The 19,962-nt window shown below is 68.2% G+C and carries 14 protein-coding genes and 4 pseudogenes; 11 read left to right on the plus strand and 7 right to left on the minus strand.

Annotated features, from left to right (window positions below):
• The first annotated feature begins 204 nt into the window (after nucleotides 1-204).
• The 7 genes and pseudogenes from ACZ4W5_RS27740 to ACZ4W5_RS27770 form a co-directional block, all read left to right on the plus strand.
• Nucleotides 205-1,146 (plus strand): ABC transporter ATP-binding protein, encoded by a 942-nt coding sequence (locus ACZ4W5_RS27740; protein ID WP_465657608.1) that lies wholly within the window; start codon nucleotides 205-207, stop codon nucleotides 1,144-1,146.
• Complete coding sequence (locus ACZ4W5_RS27745; RefSeq protein WP_465657610.1) at nucleotides 1,140-2,783, plus strand: hypothetical protein; 1,644 nt, start codon at nucleotides 1,140-1,142, stop codon at nucleotides 2,781-2,783. The genes ACZ4W5_RS27740 and ACZ4W5_RS27745 overlap by 7 nt, the downstream gene beginning before the upstream one ends.
• Before the next feature lie 207 nt (nucleotides 2,784-2,990).
• Nucleotides 2,991-3,563: a hypothetical protein gene (locus ACZ4W5_RS27750; RefSeq protein ID WP_465657611.1), complete on the plus strand. Its 573-nt coding sequence runs from the start codon at nucleotides 2,991-2,993 to the stop codon at nucleotides 3,561-3,563.
• A 350-nt stretch (nucleotides 3,564-3,913) separates the two neighbouring features.
• Nucleotides 3,914-5,635, plus strand: a complete 1,722-nt coding sequence (locus ACZ4W5_RS27755) for a phytoene desaturase family protein (protein WP_465657612.1) — start codon at nucleotides 3,914-3,916, stop codon at nucleotides 5,633-5,635.
• A gap of 230 nt (nucleotides 5,636-5,865) precedes the next feature.
• A pseudogene (locus ACZ4W5_RS27760) lies at nucleotides 5,866-6,219 on the plus strand (TIGR02679 domain-containing protein); the annotation flags it as partial.
• A gap of 106 nt (nucleotides 6,220-6,325) precedes the next feature.
• A pseudogene (locus tag ACZ4W5_RS27765) lies at nucleotides 6,326-6,418 on the plus strand (hypothetical protein); the annotation flags it as partial.
• A gap of 113 nt (nucleotides 6,419-6,531) precedes the next feature.
• Nucleotides 6,532-6,624: pseudogene (locus ACZ4W5_RS27770) on the plus strand (hypothetical protein); the annotation flags it as partial.
• A 690-nt stretch (nucleotides 6,625-7,314) separates the two neighbouring features.
• Here the strand turns inward: ACZ4W5_RS27770 and ACZ4W5_RS27775 are convergent.
• The 4 genes from ACZ4W5_RS27775 to ACZ4W5_RS27790 all read right to left on the minus strand — a co-directional run bounded on the left by ACZ4W5_RS27775 (nucleotide 7,315) and on the right by ACZ4W5_RS27790 (nucleotide 15,785).
• On the minus strand, nucleotides 7,315-9,459 hold the full coding sequence (locus tag ACZ4W5_RS27775) for an AIPR family protein (RefSeq protein ID WP_465657613.1): 2,145 nt from the start codon (nucleotides 9,457-9,459) through the stop codon (nucleotides 7,315-7,317).
• A gap of 233 nt (nucleotides 9,460-9,692) precedes the next feature.
• Entirely contained in the window at nucleotides 9,693-11,258 is a 1,566-nt protein-coding gene (locus tag ACZ4W5_RS27780) for a class I SAM-dependent DNA methyltransferase (protein ID WP_465657615.1), read from the minus strand.
• Nucleotides 11,255-12,868, minus strand: a complete 1,614-nt coding sequence (locus tag ACZ4W5_RS27785) for a restriction endonuclease subunit S (RefSeq protein ID WP_465657616.1) — start codon at nucleotides 12,866-12,868, stop codon at nucleotides 11,255-11,257. The genes ACZ4W5_RS27780 and ACZ4W5_RS27785 overlap by 4 nt, the downstream gene beginning before the upstream one ends.
• 7 nt (nucleotides 12,869-12,875) lie before the next feature.
• Nucleotides 12,876-15,785: a DEAD/DEAH box helicase family protein gene (locus tag ACZ4W5_RS27790; protein WP_465657617.1), complete on the minus strand. Its 2,910-nt coding sequence runs from the start codon at nucleotides 15,783-15,785 to the stop codon at nucleotides 12,876-12,878.
• Between the two features lie 314 nt (nucleotides 15,786-16,099).
• Here ACZ4W5_RS27790 and ACZ4W5_RS27795 point away from each other — a divergent pair.
• From ACZ4W5_RS27795 to ACZ4W5_RS27805, 3 genes and pseudogenes are all read left to right on the plus strand, one after another.
• Nucleotides 16,100-16,276: pseudogene (locus ACZ4W5_RS27795) on the plus strand (AAA family ATPase); the annotation flags it as partial.
• 357 nt (nucleotides 16,277-16,633) lie between these two features.
• Nucleotides 16,634-17,455: an AAA family ATPase gene (locus tag ACZ4W5_RS27800; RefSeq protein WP_465657648.1), complete on the plus strand. Its 822-nt coding sequence runs from the start codon at nucleotides 16,634-16,636 to the stop codon at nucleotides 17,453-17,455.
• Nucleotides 17,452-18,207 carry an HNH endonuclease gene (locus ACZ4W5_RS27805; protein WP_465657618.1) on the plus strand — a complete coding sequence of 252 codons (756 nt, stop codon included), beginning with the start codon at nucleotides 17,452-17,454 and terminating at the stop codon, nucleotides 18,205-18,207. Before ACZ4W5_RS27800 ends, ACZ4W5_RS27805 begins: the two co-directional genes overlap by 4 nt.
• Here the strand turns inward: ACZ4W5_RS27805 and ACZ4W5_RS27810 are convergent.
• Nucleotides 18,170-18,493 (minus strand): hypothetical protein, encoded by a 324-nt coding sequence (locus tag ACZ4W5_RS27810; protein WP_465657619.1) that lies wholly within the window; start codon nucleotides 18,491-18,493, stop codon nucleotides 18,170-18,172. The two genes, ACZ4W5_RS27805 and ACZ4W5_RS27810, sit on opposite strands and share 38 nt — an antisense overlap.
• On the opposite strand from ACZ4W5_RS27810, the gene ACZ4W5_RS27815 reads away from it, so the two are divergent.
• Entirely contained in the window at nucleotides 18,492-19,091 is a 600-nt protein-coding gene (locus ACZ4W5_RS27815) for a hypothetical protein (RefSeq protein WP_465657620.1), read from the plus strand. The genes ACZ4W5_RS27810 and ACZ4W5_RS27815 overlap by 2 nt on opposite strands.
• A gap of 123 nt (nucleotides 19,092-19,214) precedes the next feature.
• Here the strand turns inward: ACZ4W5_RS27815 and ACZ4W5_RS27820 are convergent, their stop codons facing one another.
• Together ACZ4W5_RS27820 and ACZ4W5_RS27825 are read right to left on the minus strand one after the other, a co-directional pair.
• Nucleotides 19,215-19,766 carry a histidine phosphatase family protein gene (locus tag ACZ4W5_RS27820; RefSeq protein ID WP_465657621.1) on the minus strand — a complete coding sequence of 184 codons (552 nt, stop codon included), beginning with the start codon at nucleotides 19,764-19,766 and terminating at the stop codon, nucleotides 19,215-19,217.
• Nucleotides 19,767-19,780: 14 nt separating this feature from the next.
• A complete protein-coding gene (locus ACZ4W5_RS27825; RefSeq protein ID WP_465657623.1) occupies nucleotides 19,781-19,945 on the minus strand; it encodes a hypothetical protein in 165 nt (54 codons plus the stop codon).
• Nucleotides 19,946-19,962 lie beyond the last annotated feature (17 nt).

The following is a 19,962-nucleotide window of genomic DNA, read 5'->3' on the forward strand; positions in this document are numbered from 1 at the left end:
CCGAGTCCTGCAACGGTCGATCCGCACCACCAACACCACCAGACAAACCACCCAAAGCGACCTCACTGAAGCCGCTTGACTTCCATAGGAGCATCATCTGATCCGACCTCAGATGATCGGAGGGGTGTGCCGAACGGCACACCCCTCCGGCGTTCTCCGGCGTGATTCGGCGCCGGAGGCCACCGGATATCTGCCGAACGGCAGATGTGCGGGATCGGCCCGGGCGGAAGCATTCGGGACGTGACCGAACTCCAGATCCTCGACCTCACCAAGGAGTACCGCGGCGGCAAACGCGCGGTCGACTCCTTCTCGCTGACGCTCCGGCCCGGCGTGCTCGGCCTGCTCGGCGCCAACGGCGCCGGCAAGTCGAGCCTGATGCGCATCCTGGCCACGGTCACCCGGCCCACCTCGGGGCGGGTGCTGTGGGAGGGGGTGGACATCGCCCGCCGGCCCGGGCCGCTGCGCCGCGCCGTCGGCTACCTGCCGCAGGACTTCGGCGTCTACCCACAGCTCACCGCCCGCGAGTTCCTCGCCTACCTGGCCGCCGCCAAGGGGCTGCGGCGGCGCTCCGCCGCGGCCCGGATCGAGCAGCTCCTCGACCTGGTCAACCTCACCGGCGCGGCCGGGCAGCGGCTGGGCGCGATGTCCGGCGGGATGCGCCAACGGGTCGGCATCGCCCAGGCGCTGCTCAACGACCCGGCGCTGCTGATCGTGGACGAGCCCACGGTCGGGCTCGACCCGGAGGAGCGGCTGCGCTTCGGCAGCCTGCTCGGCGAGCTCGGCGCCGACCGGATCGTCGTGCTGTCCACCCACATCGTCCCGGACGTCGCCGCCACCGCCGACCGGATCGCGGTGATGGGCGGCGGCCGGCTGCTGCACCACGGCAGTCCGGAGGAACTGCTGCGCGGGGCCGAGGGCGCGGTCTGGGAGCTGACGGTCGCCGCGGACGCGCTGCCGGCGCTGCGCTCGCGGTTCCCGGTCGCCGGCACCACCCGCACCCCGGAGGGCGTCCGGGCCCGGGTGCTCTCCCGGCACGCGCCCGCGCCCGGGGCGCAGCCCGTACCGCCCCGGCTGGAGGACGCGTACCTGCTGCTCACCGCCGACCGGGCGGTGCCCGGGCAGCCGGAGGCGGTGAGCGCGTGGTGACGCGCATCGGGGCGCTGGCCCTGGCCGACTTCCGGGAGCGCCGACGCCGGCCCGGCTACCTGGTGGTGCTGCTCGGCACGCTCGCGCTCGGGCTGCTCGCCGCGCCGGTGGGCGACTCCCGTTGGGAGGTGTTCCAGGTGACCGACCTGCACGGCCGGTACACCAGCGGCTACGTGGGGACGGTCACGGCGCTCGGCGGCGCGGTCTGGCTCTCACTGGCCGGCTTCGGGATCGCCCGGGGCGGCATCGGGCGGGACGAGCTCAGCGGCGTCGGCCGGCTGCTCGCCGCCACCCCAGTGAGCCGGGCGGGCTACCTGGCGGGCAAGTTCCTCAGCAACCTGCTGCTGTTCGGCTCGATGCTGCTCGCGCTGGCCGGGACGGCACTCGCGGTGCAGCTGATCAAGGGCGACTCATGCCAGGTGGACGCGGTCCGGCTGCTGCTGCCGTACGTCCTGATCACGCTGCCGCTACTGGCGGCGGTGGCCGGGTGCGCGGTGCTCTTCGACACCGTGGCCTGGCTGCGCGGTGGGCTGGGGGCGGCGGTCTGGTCGGCGGTCTGGCTGGTGATGGTGCTGGGCGCGCAGGCCGGCGGCGGGCCGGACGTGCTGGGCATGCGGCGGATCTCCGCCTCGATCCGGGAGTCGCTCGCGGCGGCCGGGCGGCCGGTCTCCGGAGTGGAGTTCAGCGTGGGCCTGACGGCGGACAACCGGGTGCTCGGCACCTTCGACTGGCCCGGGCTCGGGCCGGGGGAGGCGGGCGGACCAGCGGCCACGGGGGTGCTGCTGGTCGGCGCGGCGGTGGGGATCGCGCTGGTCGGGGCGCTCTGGTTCCGGCGCTTCGACGGGGATCCGGCCCGGCGCGGCATCCGGCCGGGCCGGCTGGGCATCCGGCTGGCGTGGCCGGGCGGAGCCGGAGCGCCGACCGGAGCAAGCAACCCCGGCGGGCCGGGCAAGGCGGGCTGGCCGGACGGGGGCGCGGCGGTGTCCCCGCCCGGACCGGCCGGGTTCGCCCTGGACCGGGCCCGGACGGCCGCTCCCCGGCAGGGGCGGATCGGCTTCGACGCGATGCTCGGCGAGCTGCGGATCCTGGTGCGGGGGCAGCGGCTCTGGTGGGCCGGGGCGGCCCTGCTCGCGGTGACCGCGGCGGCCGTCGCACCGAACGGGCCGAACCACGCGGTGCTGCCGCTCGCGGTGCTCTGGCCGCTGCCGCTCTGGGCCCGGATGGGCCACCGGGCCGACGGCGGCAGCACCGATCAGCTCCTCGCCGCCTGCCCGTCCCCGCTGTGCCGGGGGCTGGCCGGGCTGCTCGCCGGGGTCGTCCCAGCGCTGGCGGTGCTGGCCGTTCCGGCGCTGCGGCTGGCCGCCGCCGGGCAGTCCCGGGCGGCACTGGGAGCCGTGGCGGGCGCGCTGCTGGTGCCCGCCCTGGCGCTGCTCTGCGGCAGCCTCAGCCGTGGCCCCCGGCTGTTCCAGACCGTCTACCCGATGCTCTGGTACGGGATGGTCAACCACGTCTCCGGGCTGGACTTCCTGGGCGCCTCCGGAGACCGCGCCTCGGCCCCGGCGGCGATCGCGGGGCTGGCCGCCGCGCTGGCCGCGGCCGCGCTCGCCCTGGAGGCGATACGCCGGGCCGTGCGGTGACGCCCGTACGGCGCGCTCTCGTACCGGCGCGGCCGGGGCGATAGGTCCCGTTCGGCGGTGTGTCCCGTACCCCGCGGACGAGGGGCGGTTCCCCCGGCGGGGGGAGCCGGTCCCTCCCCGCGGCGGAGGCGGCGACCGGCAGTGGGCTGGGAGTTTGGAGGCGTCGGGCGAACGCCCGAACTCCGCCGAGAATCCCGAGGATCGACCATGCGCAAGCTCACCGCCGCCGTCGCGCTCGCCACCGCCGTCACGGCCCTCGCCGCCGGGACGACGGGCACCGCCGCGGCCGCAGTCGCAGCCGTACCCGCAACCGCAGCCTCAGCCGCACCGGCCCAGCACCTCGCCCTGCACGGCTGGACGCTGCTCAACGAGCACGGTCCGGGCCCCAACCCGGGCGAGCGGCTGACCGCCCAGGTCGACGCCCGTACGGTCGACGGCCGCACCCGGGGCCACGCCGTGGTGCAGCACGTGTTCGAGAAGGACGGCACCATCCGGGCCGAGTTCGACGTCGACTGCCTGACCGTCGACGGGGCCGGCGCCGTCACGGTGACCGGGCCGATCTCCCGGATGGTGCTCACCCCGCTCGGCGGCGAGCCGCGGCCCTTCCAGCCCGGGCAGCACCCCGAGGCGGGCCTGACCTTCTACCCGGCCGACGGGCAGGGCGAGCGCCGGGTCGGCTGGCAACGGACCGATCCCGCGATGCGCACCGAGGTCACCAAGTGCGGCGCCGTCCCGGCCGACTTCTGGGTGATCGGGGGCGGCACCGTCCTGCACCGGTAACGGCGGGGGCGCTACCTTCCCGACACCTTCCCGACACCATCCCGATCGCCCCACCCGACTGACCGTCAATCTGTCGTCAGTGTCCGGGATTTACGGTAGCGTCGGCCGCGCCAACTATGCCGCCAACGTGGTCGCCCGGGCCTGATCGCGACCGACCTGGTCGGCGGGATGTCCGGGGCAGCGCTGGAGCGGATGCCGGGGAACGTTGCGCTCGGGGCGGGTCGGCAAGCCGGAGGAGGTGGCTGATCCGGTCTCCTTCCTGCTGTCCGACCGGGCGGCGTACCTCAGCGGGTCGGTCTTCGACATCCACGGCGGCGGCACGTTCTGATGGTCCGACGAGTGGGGCGGGAATGCGGGAAGTGCAGGGTCCGGCGGCCGGGGGCGGCAGAGACCACTACGACGCGATCGTGGTCGGCAGCGGCCTCGGCGGGCTGGTCGGCGCGGCCTACCTGGCCGCCGACGGGCGCAGCGTGCTCGTCCTCGAACAGCACGACGTGGCCGGCGGCAACGCCCACGTCTTCCGCCGCCGACGCAAGTACGAGTTCGACGTCGGCACCCACTACGTCGGCGACTGCGGGCCGGACGGCATCTTCCCCGCGATCCTGTCCGGACTCGGCGTCCGCGACCGGGTGACCTTCCGCCCGATGGACAACGAGCAGGGCTTCGACCGGATCATCACCCCCACCGCCACCCTGGACGTGCCGGCCGGCTGGACGGGCTACCGGGACCGGCTGCGCGCGGCGCTGCCCGAGGAGGCCGAGGGCGTCGACCGCTTCGTCCACCTCGCCGAGACGGTGGCCGGAGCCACCCGGGAGGCCCTGCTCGGCCGCCCCATGGTCGACCTGTTCCGCCAGTGCCCGGACACCATGCGCTGGGCCCGCCGGGCCCGGACCCTCGCCGAGGCCCTGGACCACTGCGGTCTCTCGCCCAAGGCCCGTACCCTGCTCGCCGCCCAGGCCGGCAACTACGGCACCATGCCGGACGGCATCACCTTCGCCGAGCACGCCGCCATGCTCGACCACTACCTGCGCGGCGCCTACTACCCGGAGGGCGGCGGACAGGTCCTCGTGGCCGCCTTCGTCGAGGCCCTGGAGGCGTACGGCGGCGAGCTGCGCACCCGCTGCGAGGTGCGCCGCATCCTGATCGAGGAGGGGCGCGCCACCGGCGTCGAACTCACCGACGGCACCCGGATCTCCGCCCCCCTGGTGATCTCCAACGCCGACTACCGCCGGACCGTGCTCGACCTGTGCGGCGGCGAACAGGCCTTCCCCGCCGCTCTGGTCGACCGGACCCGCGCGGCCACCATGCGCGGCGCCCTGGTCGCCGTGTACATCGCCCTCGACACCGAGCTGCCCGGCCTGCCCAACGCCAACCTCTGGTGGCACGGCAGCGACGACATGGAGGCCGCGCACGCCGCCATGATCGAGCGCTGGGAACGCGACCGCACGGTGGACTCGATACCCCAGCTGATGTTCTCCTTCGCCTCCCGCAAGGACCCGGACGCCGCCGCGGTCTGCCCGCCCGGCCACTCCAACTTCCAACTGCTCAGCCTCTGCCCGCCCGGCTACGAGTTCTGGGGCGTCCGCGGCGGCCCGGTGGACGGCGAGCCCTACCGCCGCGACGCCGCCTACCAGGCCCGCAAGCGGCAGTTCACCGAGCTGATGGTGACCGCCGCCGAGAAGGTGGTCGGCCCCTTCCGGGACCGCATCACCCACCTGGAGACGGCCACCCCGCTCAGCCACGAGCGCTACACCCGCAGCAGCGGCGGCACCCCGTACGGCATGGCCCGCTGGGGCAACGTCAGCCAGCGGCCCGACGTGCGCACCGACGTCGAGGGCCTCTACGTGGTCGGCCAGAGCACCCGCTTCGGCAGCGGCCTGAGCGCGGTCGCCACCAGCGGCATGGTCGCCGCCGGGCAGATCCTCGCCCGCCCACTGCTCGCCGAGACAGCCGCCGGCACCGTGCTCGGCGACCCGGCCAAACTCCCCGCCCGCGGCCCCGCCTGGGACCCACTCCTGGTCTCCCGCGGCCGCGCCCGCCAAACCGCCAAGGGCCTCGCCCGAATCGGCTGAGCCCCCCACCCGGCCCCGCACCTGCGCCGGACCGGAAGTTGTACCAGCTCACGGACGGAGACAGGCACTGCTGGCTCCTCGCGCGCCGATCAGCGTCGATCAAGGCCAAGGGCGACGATCGGGGCGCGTCCCATACCCATTGGACCGTGCCGGCCCGGCTCACCAAGGAGCTCACCGTGCCCTGGCCCCCCCTACACCGCCAAGGAGATCGCGGTGGTGAGCCCTGGCCCATGGGCCCCGAACAACTGGCGGGCCTCACCGCGAGCCTGTGTCTCGACGCGGCGGTCGCCCCGTCGACTGCGTTGTCGGTGATTCACGAGCCTCCGCTGCGAAGTCCCGTTCCCTACGACCGGGTGCGCGAGCAGCTGGCGACCGGGCGTGCCCTGGACACCCCGGTCGCACTCAGAACCGCAACCGTGGAGCAGCGCCACGCGATCGAGCTGCTGCTGGGCCGCCCTCTGCGCTCCGGCGCCTCACTGACCGTTCCCTTAGCCGAGGTCGACCGGGTGCTGCGCGAGTCCCCGGCGTGCCCGGACGGCCTCGCGGCGGCGGTAGTGGCACTGGCCGGCCCGGTCACGGGCCGACGGGCCCAGGACGCCCGCCTCTCGGCGGCCTGGCGGCAGGCATGGGCCGTACTTCGACCACCCGACCGTCACCGAGCGGCCCGCACTCGCTTCCTGGCGAGCCAAGGTGGAGTCAACCGGCCTACTCAAACGGCTCTCCGGAGGCGATCCCGCGGCAGCCCGCCGCCTGGCCGCCGACGCAGTCCCCGTGTTCTCCCGGCTCCCGGCAGACGGCCTCACCCTCCCCGCCTTCTCCGCCCGAACCCTCAGCGACGCCCGCTCGCCACCCTCGTCCACGTCTGCGAGAACCCCGCGGCCCTCGCCGCCGCCGCTGACGAACTGGGACCGCGCTGCCCGCCACCGATCTGCGTCGAGGGCAACCTCTCCGTCGCCGCCCGCACCCTACTCACCCGAATCGCCGACCACGGCTGCCCGATCGCCTACCACGGAGACTTCGACTGGGGCGGCATCCGCATCGCCACCGGCACCCCAACCCCCACCCCTGGGGCCCAGCACTCGCCGCAGCCGTCACCGAGCACGCCATCCGCATCGAGGAGGAGCACCTGTTCGACCAACTGCTCGCCGCCCTCCACCAGCGCGCCATACGGCCCTGACGCCACAGACGAACCAACTCGCCCCCCGCCGCCGACACTGCCGGCCACAGGCGCCATTCAGGGAATCGATGACGCCACGAACCGACGACCTCCACATGGCGGCACATCGAGCCCAACTCTCCGACCTACCCGATCACCACGGCCAACGAAACAAGAAACCCCAGGTCAGGGGCCTGACCTGGGGTTCACCATTGAGCCGCCTGCGGGATTCGAACCCGCGACCTACGGCATTACGGGCCAGGTGGTGATCATGTTGGCTGTTGTCGGCATCGACCACTTGGTGATGAACCGGCAGGTCAGGACGTTACGCAGTGATCCACGATCCCGCCCGAACCGACACGTGTCACGCCGTCCGCTCACGCATCGCTCACGCAGCTCTGGTCCTGCTCGGCTCCAGCACGGCTGTAGCCGAGCAGTTGATGGCGCGACGTCTGGCCACCGCCGGGCAAGACCGTCTGAGCCGAACCATCTGGCCCGACCAGTGCCGATCGGGGCGGTCCGGTTAAGACTGGCTGCCTTCCTCCGGTTCTTGTTCCGTGTCCAGCCGCCGCCACAGCCGTTCCGCGATCTCCACCAACGTCCCCTCTCCGGGTACCCGCCACTGCTTGGGCCCTTGGACGGCGCTCCACTGTTCCCGCCACTCAGCCTGCTGCCAAATGTGGTTCACCAGTCCACTCGGCGAGTAGCGCCGGCCGTCCGCCTCCCAGAGGATGGGTGCCTTGCGGTCGTTGAGCCAACTGGCCCGGCGGCGGCGCGGATCCTGGTCGAGCCAGGCGCCAATGGCCCGCTCTTCGGTGTCGCTGGCTGCGTAAGCCAACGGGGTACCGTCAGGGATGAGGTCATGGTCCACGAGAAGGTGAATTGTCGGCGGACGCTTCGGACGCTTCTTGCTGGCTGCCGTCACGAACGCCGATAGATCAGGGGTGCCGCTCCCTGCGTCGAGCGTCAGCAAGACCGCCTGGACCAGCTGCTTGGACTTCTCCTCGCTGGCGAAGGTGCTGGTGATGTAACTCTTGTTGGTGAAGAGCTTGTCGACCATGTCAATCAGGCAAGCCAGGACACTTCGCACTTGGTCGGGCACGCACCGCAGAATCGTGTCCCAGTCGCTGTCGGGCTCCTCAATCACCTCGCTGCCGATGCGCTGGAACACCACATGGGCGGCCAGGAGTGCCCCGCTGTCCGCGATGGACGCCGCCCTCCCCGACAGGGTCGACCGGAGCTTCGTAAGCTCGTCTCGGATTTCCCGCAGGACCTGCACGGAACGCCAGATCTGGTGGGCGCTCGGTTGTTGCCCGAACAGGCGGGTATAGGCACCGTCAGCGCCTTCCTTCCACAAGGCCTCGGTCGATCCCTTAACCCGGACTGCGAAGGTCGGATCCCGATACGCACAGGCGAGGGCAGTAGCCGCCTCAGTGACCGAGCAGCCAGATTCGGGCGCCGGGTCCATCTCCCCGCGCCGGAAGACGTACTCCTTGTCGAGTGAGAGCTTGAAGTCCTTCTGGATTTCACTCTGGACCGGGTCGATGGCGATGAAGTCCCGCCGCTCCATGTGGTTCTGGGTGTTGGTGGCCTTGGTGATGCTCTGTGCGAACCCCTCGGGCGTCCCCTGGATCGAGACGATCCGTACGGAGACGTAGGCTTCCGCCACCGCATCCGGATCCTTCTCGAAGGCCCGGTTCGCCGAGGTGACGGTCTGCGCCCCGTTCACGACGCTTGCGTTGCGGAGGGTCAGGGAGATAGGCGCGCCGGTCGCACGCTTCGCAAAGAACTCTCGCTCGATGGTGTCGCACTGTACCGTGATGCCGTTGTGGCGGTAGAGGAAGCCGTCAGGGTCCTCCAACATGCTGTCGACCAGGGTCTTGTTGACTCCGGTGAGCCCGAGCGACTTGCGGACGTTCCGGTCGTAGAGACGCTCGCCGTTGTCCGCGTACCACTGGGCAAGCTCCGCGGCGCTCACCTCGCCAACGATGGCCTTGTAAGGGGTCTCGCGGTCGTGCCAGCCATCGGTCATCTTCGCGGTCAATGTGATCGGCTCCGGCTCGAGATCCTCTCGGATGGCCCGATGGAAGTCAGCCTGGTCCACCACTCGGTATTCGACAGTGCGACCGAGACCACCGAATTCGCGGGCAGCCTCATCCAGTGTGTTACGCGTCTCGGGCGAGAGCCGGCCGTCCCCCATGAGGGCGATGACCAGGTGAACCTTGCAGGTGGGCAGCTTGAGGACGCCGTGCACCCGGTCTCCAAGGAGCCGCAGACGCTCGTTGAAATGGTCGAGATCCCGATTGTCGAGTTTCCTCAGACCATGGATGAGCTTGAGTGCCGCCTCGGTGTCGAAGCCGGCTGTCCCCGAGTTCTTCCACTTGGCCTGGATCAGCCAGAGTTCCGTTCCGGAAGCGGAGAAGGCCACGGAGTCGATGCCAAAGTCGTCCCGGCCATCGATCACCCCAGCGGCCGCCTCGTCCGAGGTGCAGTCAGTCAGGATACGAGCCGTCTTCGCCGAGACAGCCCGGGACAAGAGGGCAGTCTCACGCTCTTTGGGATCCTTCTTCTCGAAGTCGTCCATGGAAATCCGGTCAGCGAACTCCCTCAGCAGCGCCTCGCGAACCTGCCGCACCTCCAGCGGCATCCCCTGCGCGCTCTTCCCCATCTGATCCCACTCCCGGTCTCGCCCTAACTGCCCAGCCTACCCATGTGATTCAGAGCGTGGGGGCGAACCGAATGAGCAGCGCGGCGAGGCCCGGCAACCACCACCCAGGTTGCCGCCTCCGTGCATCGTCAGTCAACGAGGGTGGCGAGTAGCTCATGGGTCATCGTCGGCCCTTTCCCACGTTGCCTGTGTGAGCCCTGGGCCGTTCGGCCAGGGCCCACACACACTCAATGTCACCCCTGGGCTAGCGGCGGCAGTTCAACATCCAAGTCCCCTGCTAGTTTCTCTAGTTCGGCCAGTGCCGAGCGAAGGTCGGAGGACAGCGCGAGCGTCAGCTCGATCACGGACGTAGCCTCCGTGGCGTCCTTGTCATCTGGTTCGATCAGTCCGATGTCGAGGTTGACATCCGTCGTGGCAGCGAGTTTGGCACCGTCGAAGACCTGAAGGCGCCCATTGGGCTCACGGCGGGCAACGGCAGCGTCAAGGTCACACTCTCCAACCCCGAACGCACGCCTCTCGAACTCTTCAAGGTGTCTAGGAAGCAGCGGATTCTGCTTCAGCGTGAAGCGGTTGCCGGTACGCAGGTCGTAAACCCAGAGCTGCTTGGTGTGCGGCGGCTCATCGTCGCTGCGGCGGGGCGGCGCGGCGTCGAAGAACAGGACGTTGGCCTTGACTCCGCCCGCGTAGAAGATCCCAGCGGGCAGGCGCAGCATGGTGTGGAGGTTGTACCGCTTCAGCAATTCTCGACGGATGCTCGCGCCACGACCGCCCTCGAACAGGACGTTGTCCGGGAGGATCACTGCAGCCCGACCGTTGTCGGTCAGCAGATTCGCGATGTGCTGAACGAAGTTGAACTGCTTGTTGGTCGTGGTCTCCCAGAAGTCCTTGCGGTGGTACGACATGTCCTCTCTGCTGACCGAGCCGTCGATGTTAGTGATCACGATCGAGGACTTCTTACCGAAGGGTGGGTTGGCGAGGACTAGCGAGGCGCGCTTGGTAGGCGGCTTGGCGAGGGCGTCCTCCACATGAATGAGGGGCTTGCCGTCCGGTTTGCCAATCTTGTGGAGGAGCAGGTTCATTGCCGCAAGGCGAGCGGTCGCCGGAACCAGTTCGGTACCCCAGATCGCGCCGTCGTCGAAACGGGCAGACTCCTCCGTGGACATGTCATCGCCGTACTCCCGCACGATGTAGTCATGGGCAGCAAGCAGAAAGCCGCCAGTGCCGCACGCGGGGTCAGTGATGGAGTCCTCCGGAGTGGGCCGCATACAGCGCACGATGGACTCGATGAGGACGCGTGGTGTGAAGTACTGCCCGGCGCCGGCCTTGGTGTCCTCGGCGCTGCGGGCGATCAGCGCCTCGTAGGCGTCGCCCTTGATGTCCTTGCTGGCGCCGAGCCACTTCTCCTTGTCGATCAGGTCGACGATGAGGCGCCGGAGGTTGGCCGGGTTCTGGAGCCGGTTACGGGCGCGGTGGAAGATCAGGCCGAGGGTGGTGTCCTGACCCGCGTCTTGCTTGCCAAGGTCGGCGAGGAGCTGGGTGTATGCCTCCTCCAGGGCGCTGCCCGTGAGGTCGAGCAGTTCCAGCCAACCGCGGCCCTGCCATTCCTCGATGTCCGGCAGGACGTGACGCCGCTTGCCTTCGGGGAGGGTCCTGTCAGCCTCCTCCATCTCGGCAGCCATCTTGAGGAACACCAGGAAGCTGAGCTGCTCCAGGTACTCGAGGCTTGACACACCGTCGTCGCGCAGGACGTTGCAGTAGTTCCAGAGCCGGTCGACGAGGCGGCGGGCTTCGAGCTTCATGCGGTGAACTCCAGGGGCAGCGTGGTCTGTTCGCTCTCGGGGGTGGGGGCGTGGGAGGTGGGGGGTGGGAGTGGCGGTAGGTCCACGGAGGCCTGCGCCTCGAGCCTGGCACGGCTCTTCCGCTTAGCCTGGGCGGCAGCACGCCGGGCCGCCTTCCGCTCGGCCTCAGCGGCCTCGCGCTCGACACGGATGCTCTTGAGAAGATCTTCTGCGGGTTCGTCTTCGGGGTTCTGGGGGACGAGACGGCCAGCGAAGGCTTCGGCGAGGAGAGCGCGACGCAGGACTGCGACGTGGGCGAGGCCCTGCTCACAGGCGGTCACAAGGCGATCGACGCGCGCAAGGATTCGCTCCCCGAGCTCGACGAATCCTCTCTGTTCCTGCTCATCCTCCGGAGGAACCGGGACCGGGAGCAGTTTGACCTTGGAGATGCTGATGGAGGCAAGGTTTACGCTCTGTTTTCCGTTGGCCTCGAACCAAGAACGTGCTGCTGAATTGACGTACCAACCCATGAGCTTGGGGTGAGTAGCGTGATCCAGGATCCGGGCGCGGAACAAATGATTCTGGTGGATGCAGTCCTCGATTTGCCCTTCCCAGATCCATCCTCGTCCGAGTTTGTCCCTGTCGCCACCCTCGGTCATCAGAAGGTCGCCGTTTCGCAGGCGGAGCTTTTCGAACGTCTTTGGCGTGACGCGGATTCTGGTCACGTGTGACAGATCCAGCCGGGCACGTTGGGCATTGGCTACGCGCAAATATGGGACCTCGGACAGTTCCGAATCGTGCTCGTTCTTGGAGTCCTTGGTGACGCCACCAACAACCTCGGCGATGTCCTGGAGGCGGCCCCAGTGCCACCCTGAGGCAAGTGGGGGTAGCGTGCCGTCAATGACTCCCGAGCAGCCAGTGATCGGCATTCTTTGCGGCTCGGCGTCCCACGCCAGGACACCCGTAGCAGCGGCGGCCATGACCCAGTCACGGAGCTTCTCTAGCTGCTGCTGGGCGCCTCGCAGACGCAGCTCAATCTCGTCCAATCGTACGAGGCAATTGCCAAGGGCATAAGCGATTTGCTGCTGTTCGGCAGCAGGGGGGACGGGAATGGATAGGGCCTTGAGGTCCGACTGGGAGATGTTCCTCATCGAATCCGAGGTCCCGGAAGCCTTCCCGGCGATTGCCTTACGTACGGCTGGAGACCTGAGCCAATAAACGAACCACTTCGGGTCGACCGCAGAGCCCGGCTTGAAGCGGAGGCTCTTATCACTTAGCAGCAACCGCGGCCTCACCTCCCCAACGAGCACTGGTGCGCCTACATACTCAACGGTGTTGGCACGGCTCACCAAGACATCGCCAGCGAGGATCTCGTAGTCCGGATTGACGAGAGCTTCGTCGAGTAGAGCCTTGTTCTCGTCAGGGCGAAATTCGCCCCAGGTCATTGCGCTGACCTTCACGATGCCCCACTCGTCCGGAGCAGCAGGGCGAGGCTCGCACTTGAACGACCTACCCGCGTCGGACCCTACGAGAAGATCCCCAACTGTCGCCCAAGCCCATCCCTCCGGTAGCTCAGCCCCGTCCGGTCTCCCCAGCGCCGGCACTCCGCCCTCGCCGGTGTCCACACTCACGCGTTCCTCACGCACCTAGCTTCCGATCCAGCTCATCAATCAGCTCGTCCGGCGTTCGCGGACCTCCGTCGAACACCTCTCTGAACTTGCTCCAGCCGCCTTCTGCCCGGCACAGCGCATGCTGGTCCAGCGCCCCCGGCGATACCGTCGCCGACGTGGCAATCACGCCCACGATGCGCCGCAGCCACGCCTGCTGCTCCTCCGTGTACGTCGTCCCGGCCGTCTCCTGACGAGCAAGCCACTCCTGAAAGCGGAGCTCCACGGTATCCCGATATGGCCGGAACTCGTCCCCATCGAGTCCCAGCTCAAACCGCAGCACGGACAGCAGCTCCGGCAGCCCGGCTCCTCGGCGCCGCCTCTCGCGCGCAATGCCGAAGTCCACGTAAGCCTTCCAGAGCTGTTGCTCTGTCCAGCGCCGCTGCGGGGGCCTGACAGCACCGAGAATTTCCTTGATCCGCTCGCGCACGTCGCTCAACGACCGCCGTTCCTCAAAGGCGATCCGCAGGTCGGTGAATCGTTCTCGCTGATCTTCCATGTACTTGCGCCAGTCTGTGACCGTCCGCTCGGCTCGCATGACATCCGTCACGCCTTCGGCAATCACGCCACCGTCCCGGCTGAGGTGATCGATCTTGATCCAGCGTCGGGCTCGCGCAGCCTCTAGCACGGCCTCTCGCAGCGCCTCACGCTCCATGAACGGCCGCAGAGCCGCGGCCAGCACGATGTCGGCTGGCTCCTTCCCAGCCGTGCTCTGCACGGGCGCCTCACTGCCGCCCTTCACGACATCCTGGTCCTGCACCCGCTGTCCAGCCAACCGGTCCGGATCTGTCGCCAGCACCAGTCCCGTGACCAGCTCGGTCAGCTTCCGGCCACCTGCGCTGCCCTCGATCCGGGCAAGCTGATCGCTGTCAAGCCGCTGCGCGAGCCGGCTGAGACGACCGGCCAGCGTGGCGGCGTCGTCAGCGGACAAGTAACGCCCTTCCTCGCACGCCTTGAGCAGCCGCTCCAGGCTAGGCATTTCCGGCTGCCCATCCCGTACTAGCGGTCGCGCATCGACCATGGTGTGTTCGGTCACGCCCACCGTGTCGACAATGACGAAACGGTCCTTGCACAGGGCGTCCTCGGTGACCTTCTTCAGGTCCTCGGGCTTGATGGTCCGGGCGCCTCGGCCCTTCATCTGCTCGAAGTACGACCAGGTCCTGACGTCCCGCATGAAGACCAGGCATTCCAAGGCCGGAATGTCGGTGCCCGTGGCGATCATGTCAACAGTGACGGCAATCCGGATCTCGGGCTTGTTGCGGAAGTCACGGATGGCCCTGCCAGTCTTCGGCGCAGTGTTGGTGATCTTCTTGCAAAAGGTCTTGCCCGCTTCGTCCCCCTTGCCCCAGGCACGCAGCACCTCTTCAACAACCGCGTCCGCGTGTTTATCGGAGGCTGCGAAGATCAATGTCTTGGGTACGACCGCCCGCGAGTGCAGGATCTCGCCGGTGTCGGGGTTCACATCTGGCGGAAAGATCTCGGTGAACAGCCTGTCCTTGAAGGTCTGGATGATCGTACGAATCTGGCTGGTCGACTCGACGCGCGCATTGAGCTCGGATGGCGTGTACTCGTCGTTCTCATCCTGTTGACGCCAGTGTTGGGCGCGCGTCATACGGTCCACATGGGCTATTACGGTGTTCACCTGCTCGATAGTGCCGTCAGATGCGACCGTCTCCACCACGGCTGGGATCGTTGAACCCTTGCGGGTGATCCGGGTCGAGATCCGGTACACGTCGTAGTCGACGTTTACCTCGTCGGCGACTGCTTCCTCATATGTGTACTGACTGACAAGGTTGTCATCGAAGAAGGCGAAGGTTGGCCCGATCGGTGTCGCGGTCAGGCCCACGATGTGCGCGTCGAAGTACTCCAGAACAGGTCGCCATCGCCCGTATATCGAGCGGTGGCACTCGTCGATGACGATGAAGTCGAAGTAGTCCGGCGGGAGCTCAGGCGAGTAACGAACATGGGGAAGCTCGGCTCCGAGACCGGCGGTGCCACCAGCTTCGAACTTCTTCTCGTCGTCACTGCCCGGCTCTGGCGGGGTCTGGCCAGACAACTTGCACCAAAGTCGCTGGATCGTGGTGATGACGATCTTGTCGGAATCTGCCAGGCCTGCATTCCCACCCGACAGGTGCTTGAGGGGGAACTCCTCGTGCAGCGGCTTTTTCGAACCCCCCGGGAGGAAGTCCCGGTACTCCATGAAAGCTTGACCACCCAGGTTGGTTCGGTCCACGAGGAACAGCACCCGGTGGGCACCCGCGTGCTCGAGCAGCCGATGACTTGCTTGGACGACGGTATACGTCTTGCCGGCACCGGTCGCCATCTGGATCAGGGCACGCGGAAGGTCCTCGGCAAGGGACCGTTCCAGGCCTTCGATGGCGCGGCGCTGAGCGTCGTACAGCTGCCGCTGTGGGTCGAGGAGGATGGCGGGTAGGCGCCGCAACCGGGCGCGCAGGGTCGGTGCCTCGGGGTTGCGCTGGGCTTCACGCTTCCAGCGGGCGACGGTGGCCGGCCGGGCTGGGGCAAAAACGTAGCGGCTGCGGGCTCCGCCCTCCGGCGCACCGGGAGCAAGCGTCCCGTCGAGGCACTCAGAATCGAGCGCGTTGCGGAATCGCCAAACGTAGCCGTTACTTCCGTAGCGGAAGGGCAAAGGGCGGCCTTGCCAGGCACGCTTGGGGTGCTGTTCGGCCAGCAGGGCGGCGAGCCGGTCGGCTTCGGCGATGAGGTCGTGAGGATCAGCCGAGTCCCCTCCTGCTACGACGAGGCCGCTGAGGTCCCGGCCGGCATAGAGGAGATAGACACAGAGGTCGGAGTCGTGCGGGTGATCTGTGCGTACGGCCGTCGCGTCCGGCTTGAGGTCGCGCTCGTGCGGGGCGCACACCCGCCATCCGGCCCGACGTAGAACTCTCTCGACCCTGTCGTACGCCTGCGTGCCCGTAGCGTTCACGGCCCCTCCCCGTACTTCGTTGCTCCGCGCTTCCGACGTGTCCCGCCTAGGCTCGCCAGCCTCACTCATTACATCAACCGGCGTACGCGCGTATGGTGCCTGCGCGACCTCTTGGGGCAGCGATCACCCGAGTCTAGCCACGGACTGCGACGGAGTGATGTCGGTGCGCGTCCGTACAGTGGGCGGTAGATTCCGTCCGGGCCGCGTGGTCCGGACGGAACAAGGAAGGCCAGCGAAAGGGCACTCCGGTGTATGTAACGAGGCTCCGGCTCGACGGCGTACGTGGGTTCCACGACGCCCGTGCCTGCGACCTCGACTTTATGCGCCCGGATGGCAGCTTCACGGGCTGGACAGTGCTCGCAGGACGAAACGGCTCGGGGAAGACCACCCTGCTGAGGACGATCGCTCTCGCTCTGGCGGGGCCACGACGGGCTAGCCAACTGGACGACGCGATCGAGGATCACCTCTCGTATGGGCGAACCCATGGCTGCGTGGAGCTGTCCCTCAGTGCCGAGCCGGAGACCGACCTCGGGGCTCCTCCTTCCGCTGGCCAACTGACCGTCGCAGTCGCCTGGGAACCTGACCGCGAGCCGCTCACGCCGGACGACCGACCACCGACTCGGGTGCGTTTTACTCCTCGCACCGGTGCCAAAGCCGCCCGTCTGTTGTGGTCGCCTTCGCCTCCGACAGGCTGGTTTTGCGCGGCATACGGTCCCTTCCGGCGGCTGACCGGGACCGGTTTGTACGAACGCGACGCGCACACCCCCGACCGTGCCGCAGCCATGCGCACCCTCTTTGAAGAACAGTCGGCGCTCACGGAGTCGGTCGACTGGCTCGTATCTGTACGTCTGCGCCAGCTGGAAGGCGAAGCCGGGGCCGACAGGCTGCTCGAATCGGTGCTTGCGCTCCTCAATGATGGTTTGCTGCCAGGACACTTCCGTGTCGAGCAGGTCACCTCACGCGGGTTGTGGCTGCGGCGCGTAGATGGCGAGAGCCCCCTCATCGCGCTGCGGCGCATGAGCGACGGGCTACGTACCGTCACTGCACTCGTCCTGGACGTTGTGCGGCAGATGTACGCCGCCTATGGGACGTTGGAGCTGCGCTGGAACAACGACCGGCCTTACCTGACCCACCCGGGGGTTGTCCTCATCGATGAGGTCGACGCGCATCTCCATGTCTCCTGGCAGCAGCAAATCGGTGAGTGGTTCAAGGTCCACTTCCCAGCGGTGCAGTTCATCGTCACTACGCACAGTCCCTATATCTGTCAGGCTGCCGATCCGGGCGGCTTGATCAGATTGCCTGGCCCGAACGAGCAGGTTCCGCCAGAAGTAGTGGACGAGAAGGTCTACGGCAGGGTCGTCTACGGCACGGGAGACGACGCGGTCCTATCGGACTTCTTTGGGTTGGAATCGCCGTTCTCCCGCCGGGCAGAGGCGATGCGGGAGGAGCTGGCGGATCTGGAGTACGAGGTTGCGACAGGACAAGCCGACGAGGCCATGACGCGGCGGTTCCACAGGCTACGCACGGACCTCGCAAGCTCCCAGGCCACGCGCTTGGAAGAACTCGACCTGGGGACGCGGAGGGGGGAGGCAGGCAGAACGTGATCAGGATCGTACGGCCGCGTCTGCCTTCCGAGCTGGAATCCTCACTCCTGAAACTGACTCAGGAGCTCGCGGACACCCATCCTCTCAAACGCGGCGACCATCCTCAACGCATGTGGAAACGGGACACTGTACGCCGCGACGTATACGAGCCGGTACGGGACGAGCTCGTGAGCATGGCACCTGGCATTGATTGCTGCATGTACTGCGGCAATCAACTGGCAGATACAGTTGATCATTTCATCCCCAAGTCGCGCTGCGCGCTGCGAACCTTCCACTGGCCCAACCTGCTGCTTGCCTGTTCCACTTGCAACACGCGATACAAGGGCGACGCGTACGAGAGCGACGGACTTCTCGGCTCGCTGCTCATCGATCCCACGCGTGAGGACCCTTTCGATCACCTCGACCTTCGTCTGAAGAGCGGCGTGTATCGCGCAGTCAGCGGCTCCAAGAAGGGCACCAAAACCATCGAGGTCTTCGGCCTCAACAAGGAAAGACGCCCGTGGGCCCGGGCTAAGGCGTGGGAGAAGATCGGCGGTCACCTGCTGGCCTGGGATCGTGCACGCAACGATCAAGATCAGAAGGGGATGCGTTTCGCCGAGCACTGCATCCGCGATCAGCCCTTCGCCGACGTGTACCACGCCGCCCTACGCCAGGCCGACTCCGAACACGCCGAACGCATCTTCGCTGATTCAGATGCGCATGTCCTCGAGTTACTCAGAGACAAGAAGCTGCGTGCGGCGCTCCAGGTTTGAAGGGCGTCGCCAGGTGTACCCGCATGAAGAGCTTGAAAATCGCGGGCAGCTGGTCCGGCCGGGTTGTTGTCTTCGCTTTCAGGGAGAAGAGCGGGAGGAACCACTGCTCGAAGGTATCCGTAGTGGTCTGGGCGGCCTGGTACAGCTCGTACATCGGCTGCAGGCTTGCCGCGCGGTGGTACGGAATGCGGCCGTGCAGCGCGTACTGGAGCCGGATGCCACCGTGTTCGCGGAAGTGCTGGCCGTGGGCGGCGATGTGGTTGGCCGCGTTCTCGGTGATGGTCATGACGGCCGTGTCCGCTTCGTGCCGCCGGGCTGCGGCGACGACGGTGGCGTGGGATGCCGACGCGCGGATCGAGGACGAGGCGGTTGAGGCCGAGGGGCGAGAGGTCGATGCCGTGGTCGCGGGTCCGGGAAAGGATCCGCCGCTCGGCGACGGTGGCGGCGGCGTGCTGGAGGTGCTTGGGCTGTTGACGATGGCTGGCGTGGATGTCCGCGCGATCGAGAACGGGTCGGTCCTTGGCGAGTTCGGCGACGAGGTGGAGGCCCGTGCGGTCCTCGGTGGCGGTGCTGCCACAGGCGTTGCAGGGATGACCGCCGGTGCCGGTCATGTGACCGCAGGTGCGGCAGGTGGGAACGGTCTCGCGGCTGACGGTGAGGGCGCCGGCGCGGAGGTTGTTCTCGATCATCTCCAGGGCGAGGTTGGCTACCTCCGCGTCGGTGTCGGTCACGATGCCACCCGCCGGAAACCGGCCGGGCGTCTACTTGGCGGCGATCAGGTCGGCCTCGAACCGCTGGCGAGGGATCATCGGGCCCTCGGCCTGGCGGTGGCGGAGGTCTCCCGCAAGGGTGACGGTGTTCCACAGGTGGGGTGCGGGCGGTAGGCCGAGGATGGCGTTGAGGGCGGCGGCGAGGCGGATGCCCACGGCCTTTCCAGGCCGGGAGGCGAGGGTGAAGGGGCCGTTCTGGACAGGCCCGTTGAGGAACAGGTGTCGCACGGGCTCCTCCTAGATCGGCGGGGTGGTGGTTCCCGTCCGGGTGAACCGGCCGTCTCGCAGTTCGTAGTGGAGGATCGCGGCGTTGGGCATCTTGCCCGTCCGCTCCTCGGCGAGGATCTCGGGCAGCGTGCGGAGCTCGAGCAGGGATCGGAGCGCCACTGCGGCGGTCTGGTGGGTGAAGGCGACGACGGTGCGCGACTCCTGGAGTACGGCTTGGGCGAGCGCGGCGAACTCGGCGGCCCGGTCGACTACGCCCTCGGCGAGTGACTCGGCGCCGCCCGGTGCGGTCCAGGCGTGCTTGCGCAGGCGGCGGTCCTCAGCGAGTGCGGGGTAGCTGTCGTAGAGCTCGCGCTTGGTCATGTAGGTGGCGTCGCCGTAGTGCTGCTCGTCCAGGAGCTCGGTCTGCCGGGGCCAGCCGTCGGGGAGGTCGGGCAGGGCGATCGCGGCCGTGTCGATCGCTCTGCGGTAGGTCGACGTGTGGGGGCGGGGGTCCTGGTAGAAGCCGTGGTACTTGTCGACGTTCTCGACGGACTCGGCGTGCCGGATGACGAGCAGGGACATGGCCGTGGCGGCTCCTATCCGGCGAGGTTGGCGACGTACGAGCCGCTGATGGCCCAGGGGGTGAGTTCGATGCCGAAGCCGCTGTGGTCGCCGTCCTGCGTGTGGACGAGCTTGCCGGACAGGTGCACGGTGTCGCCGGATCGGAACGCGCCCGTGTAGGCACCGAGGTACGAGCGCATGCCTCAGGCCTGCCGCC

The organism is Kitasatospora sp. NPDC029367 (assembly GCF_055569135.1).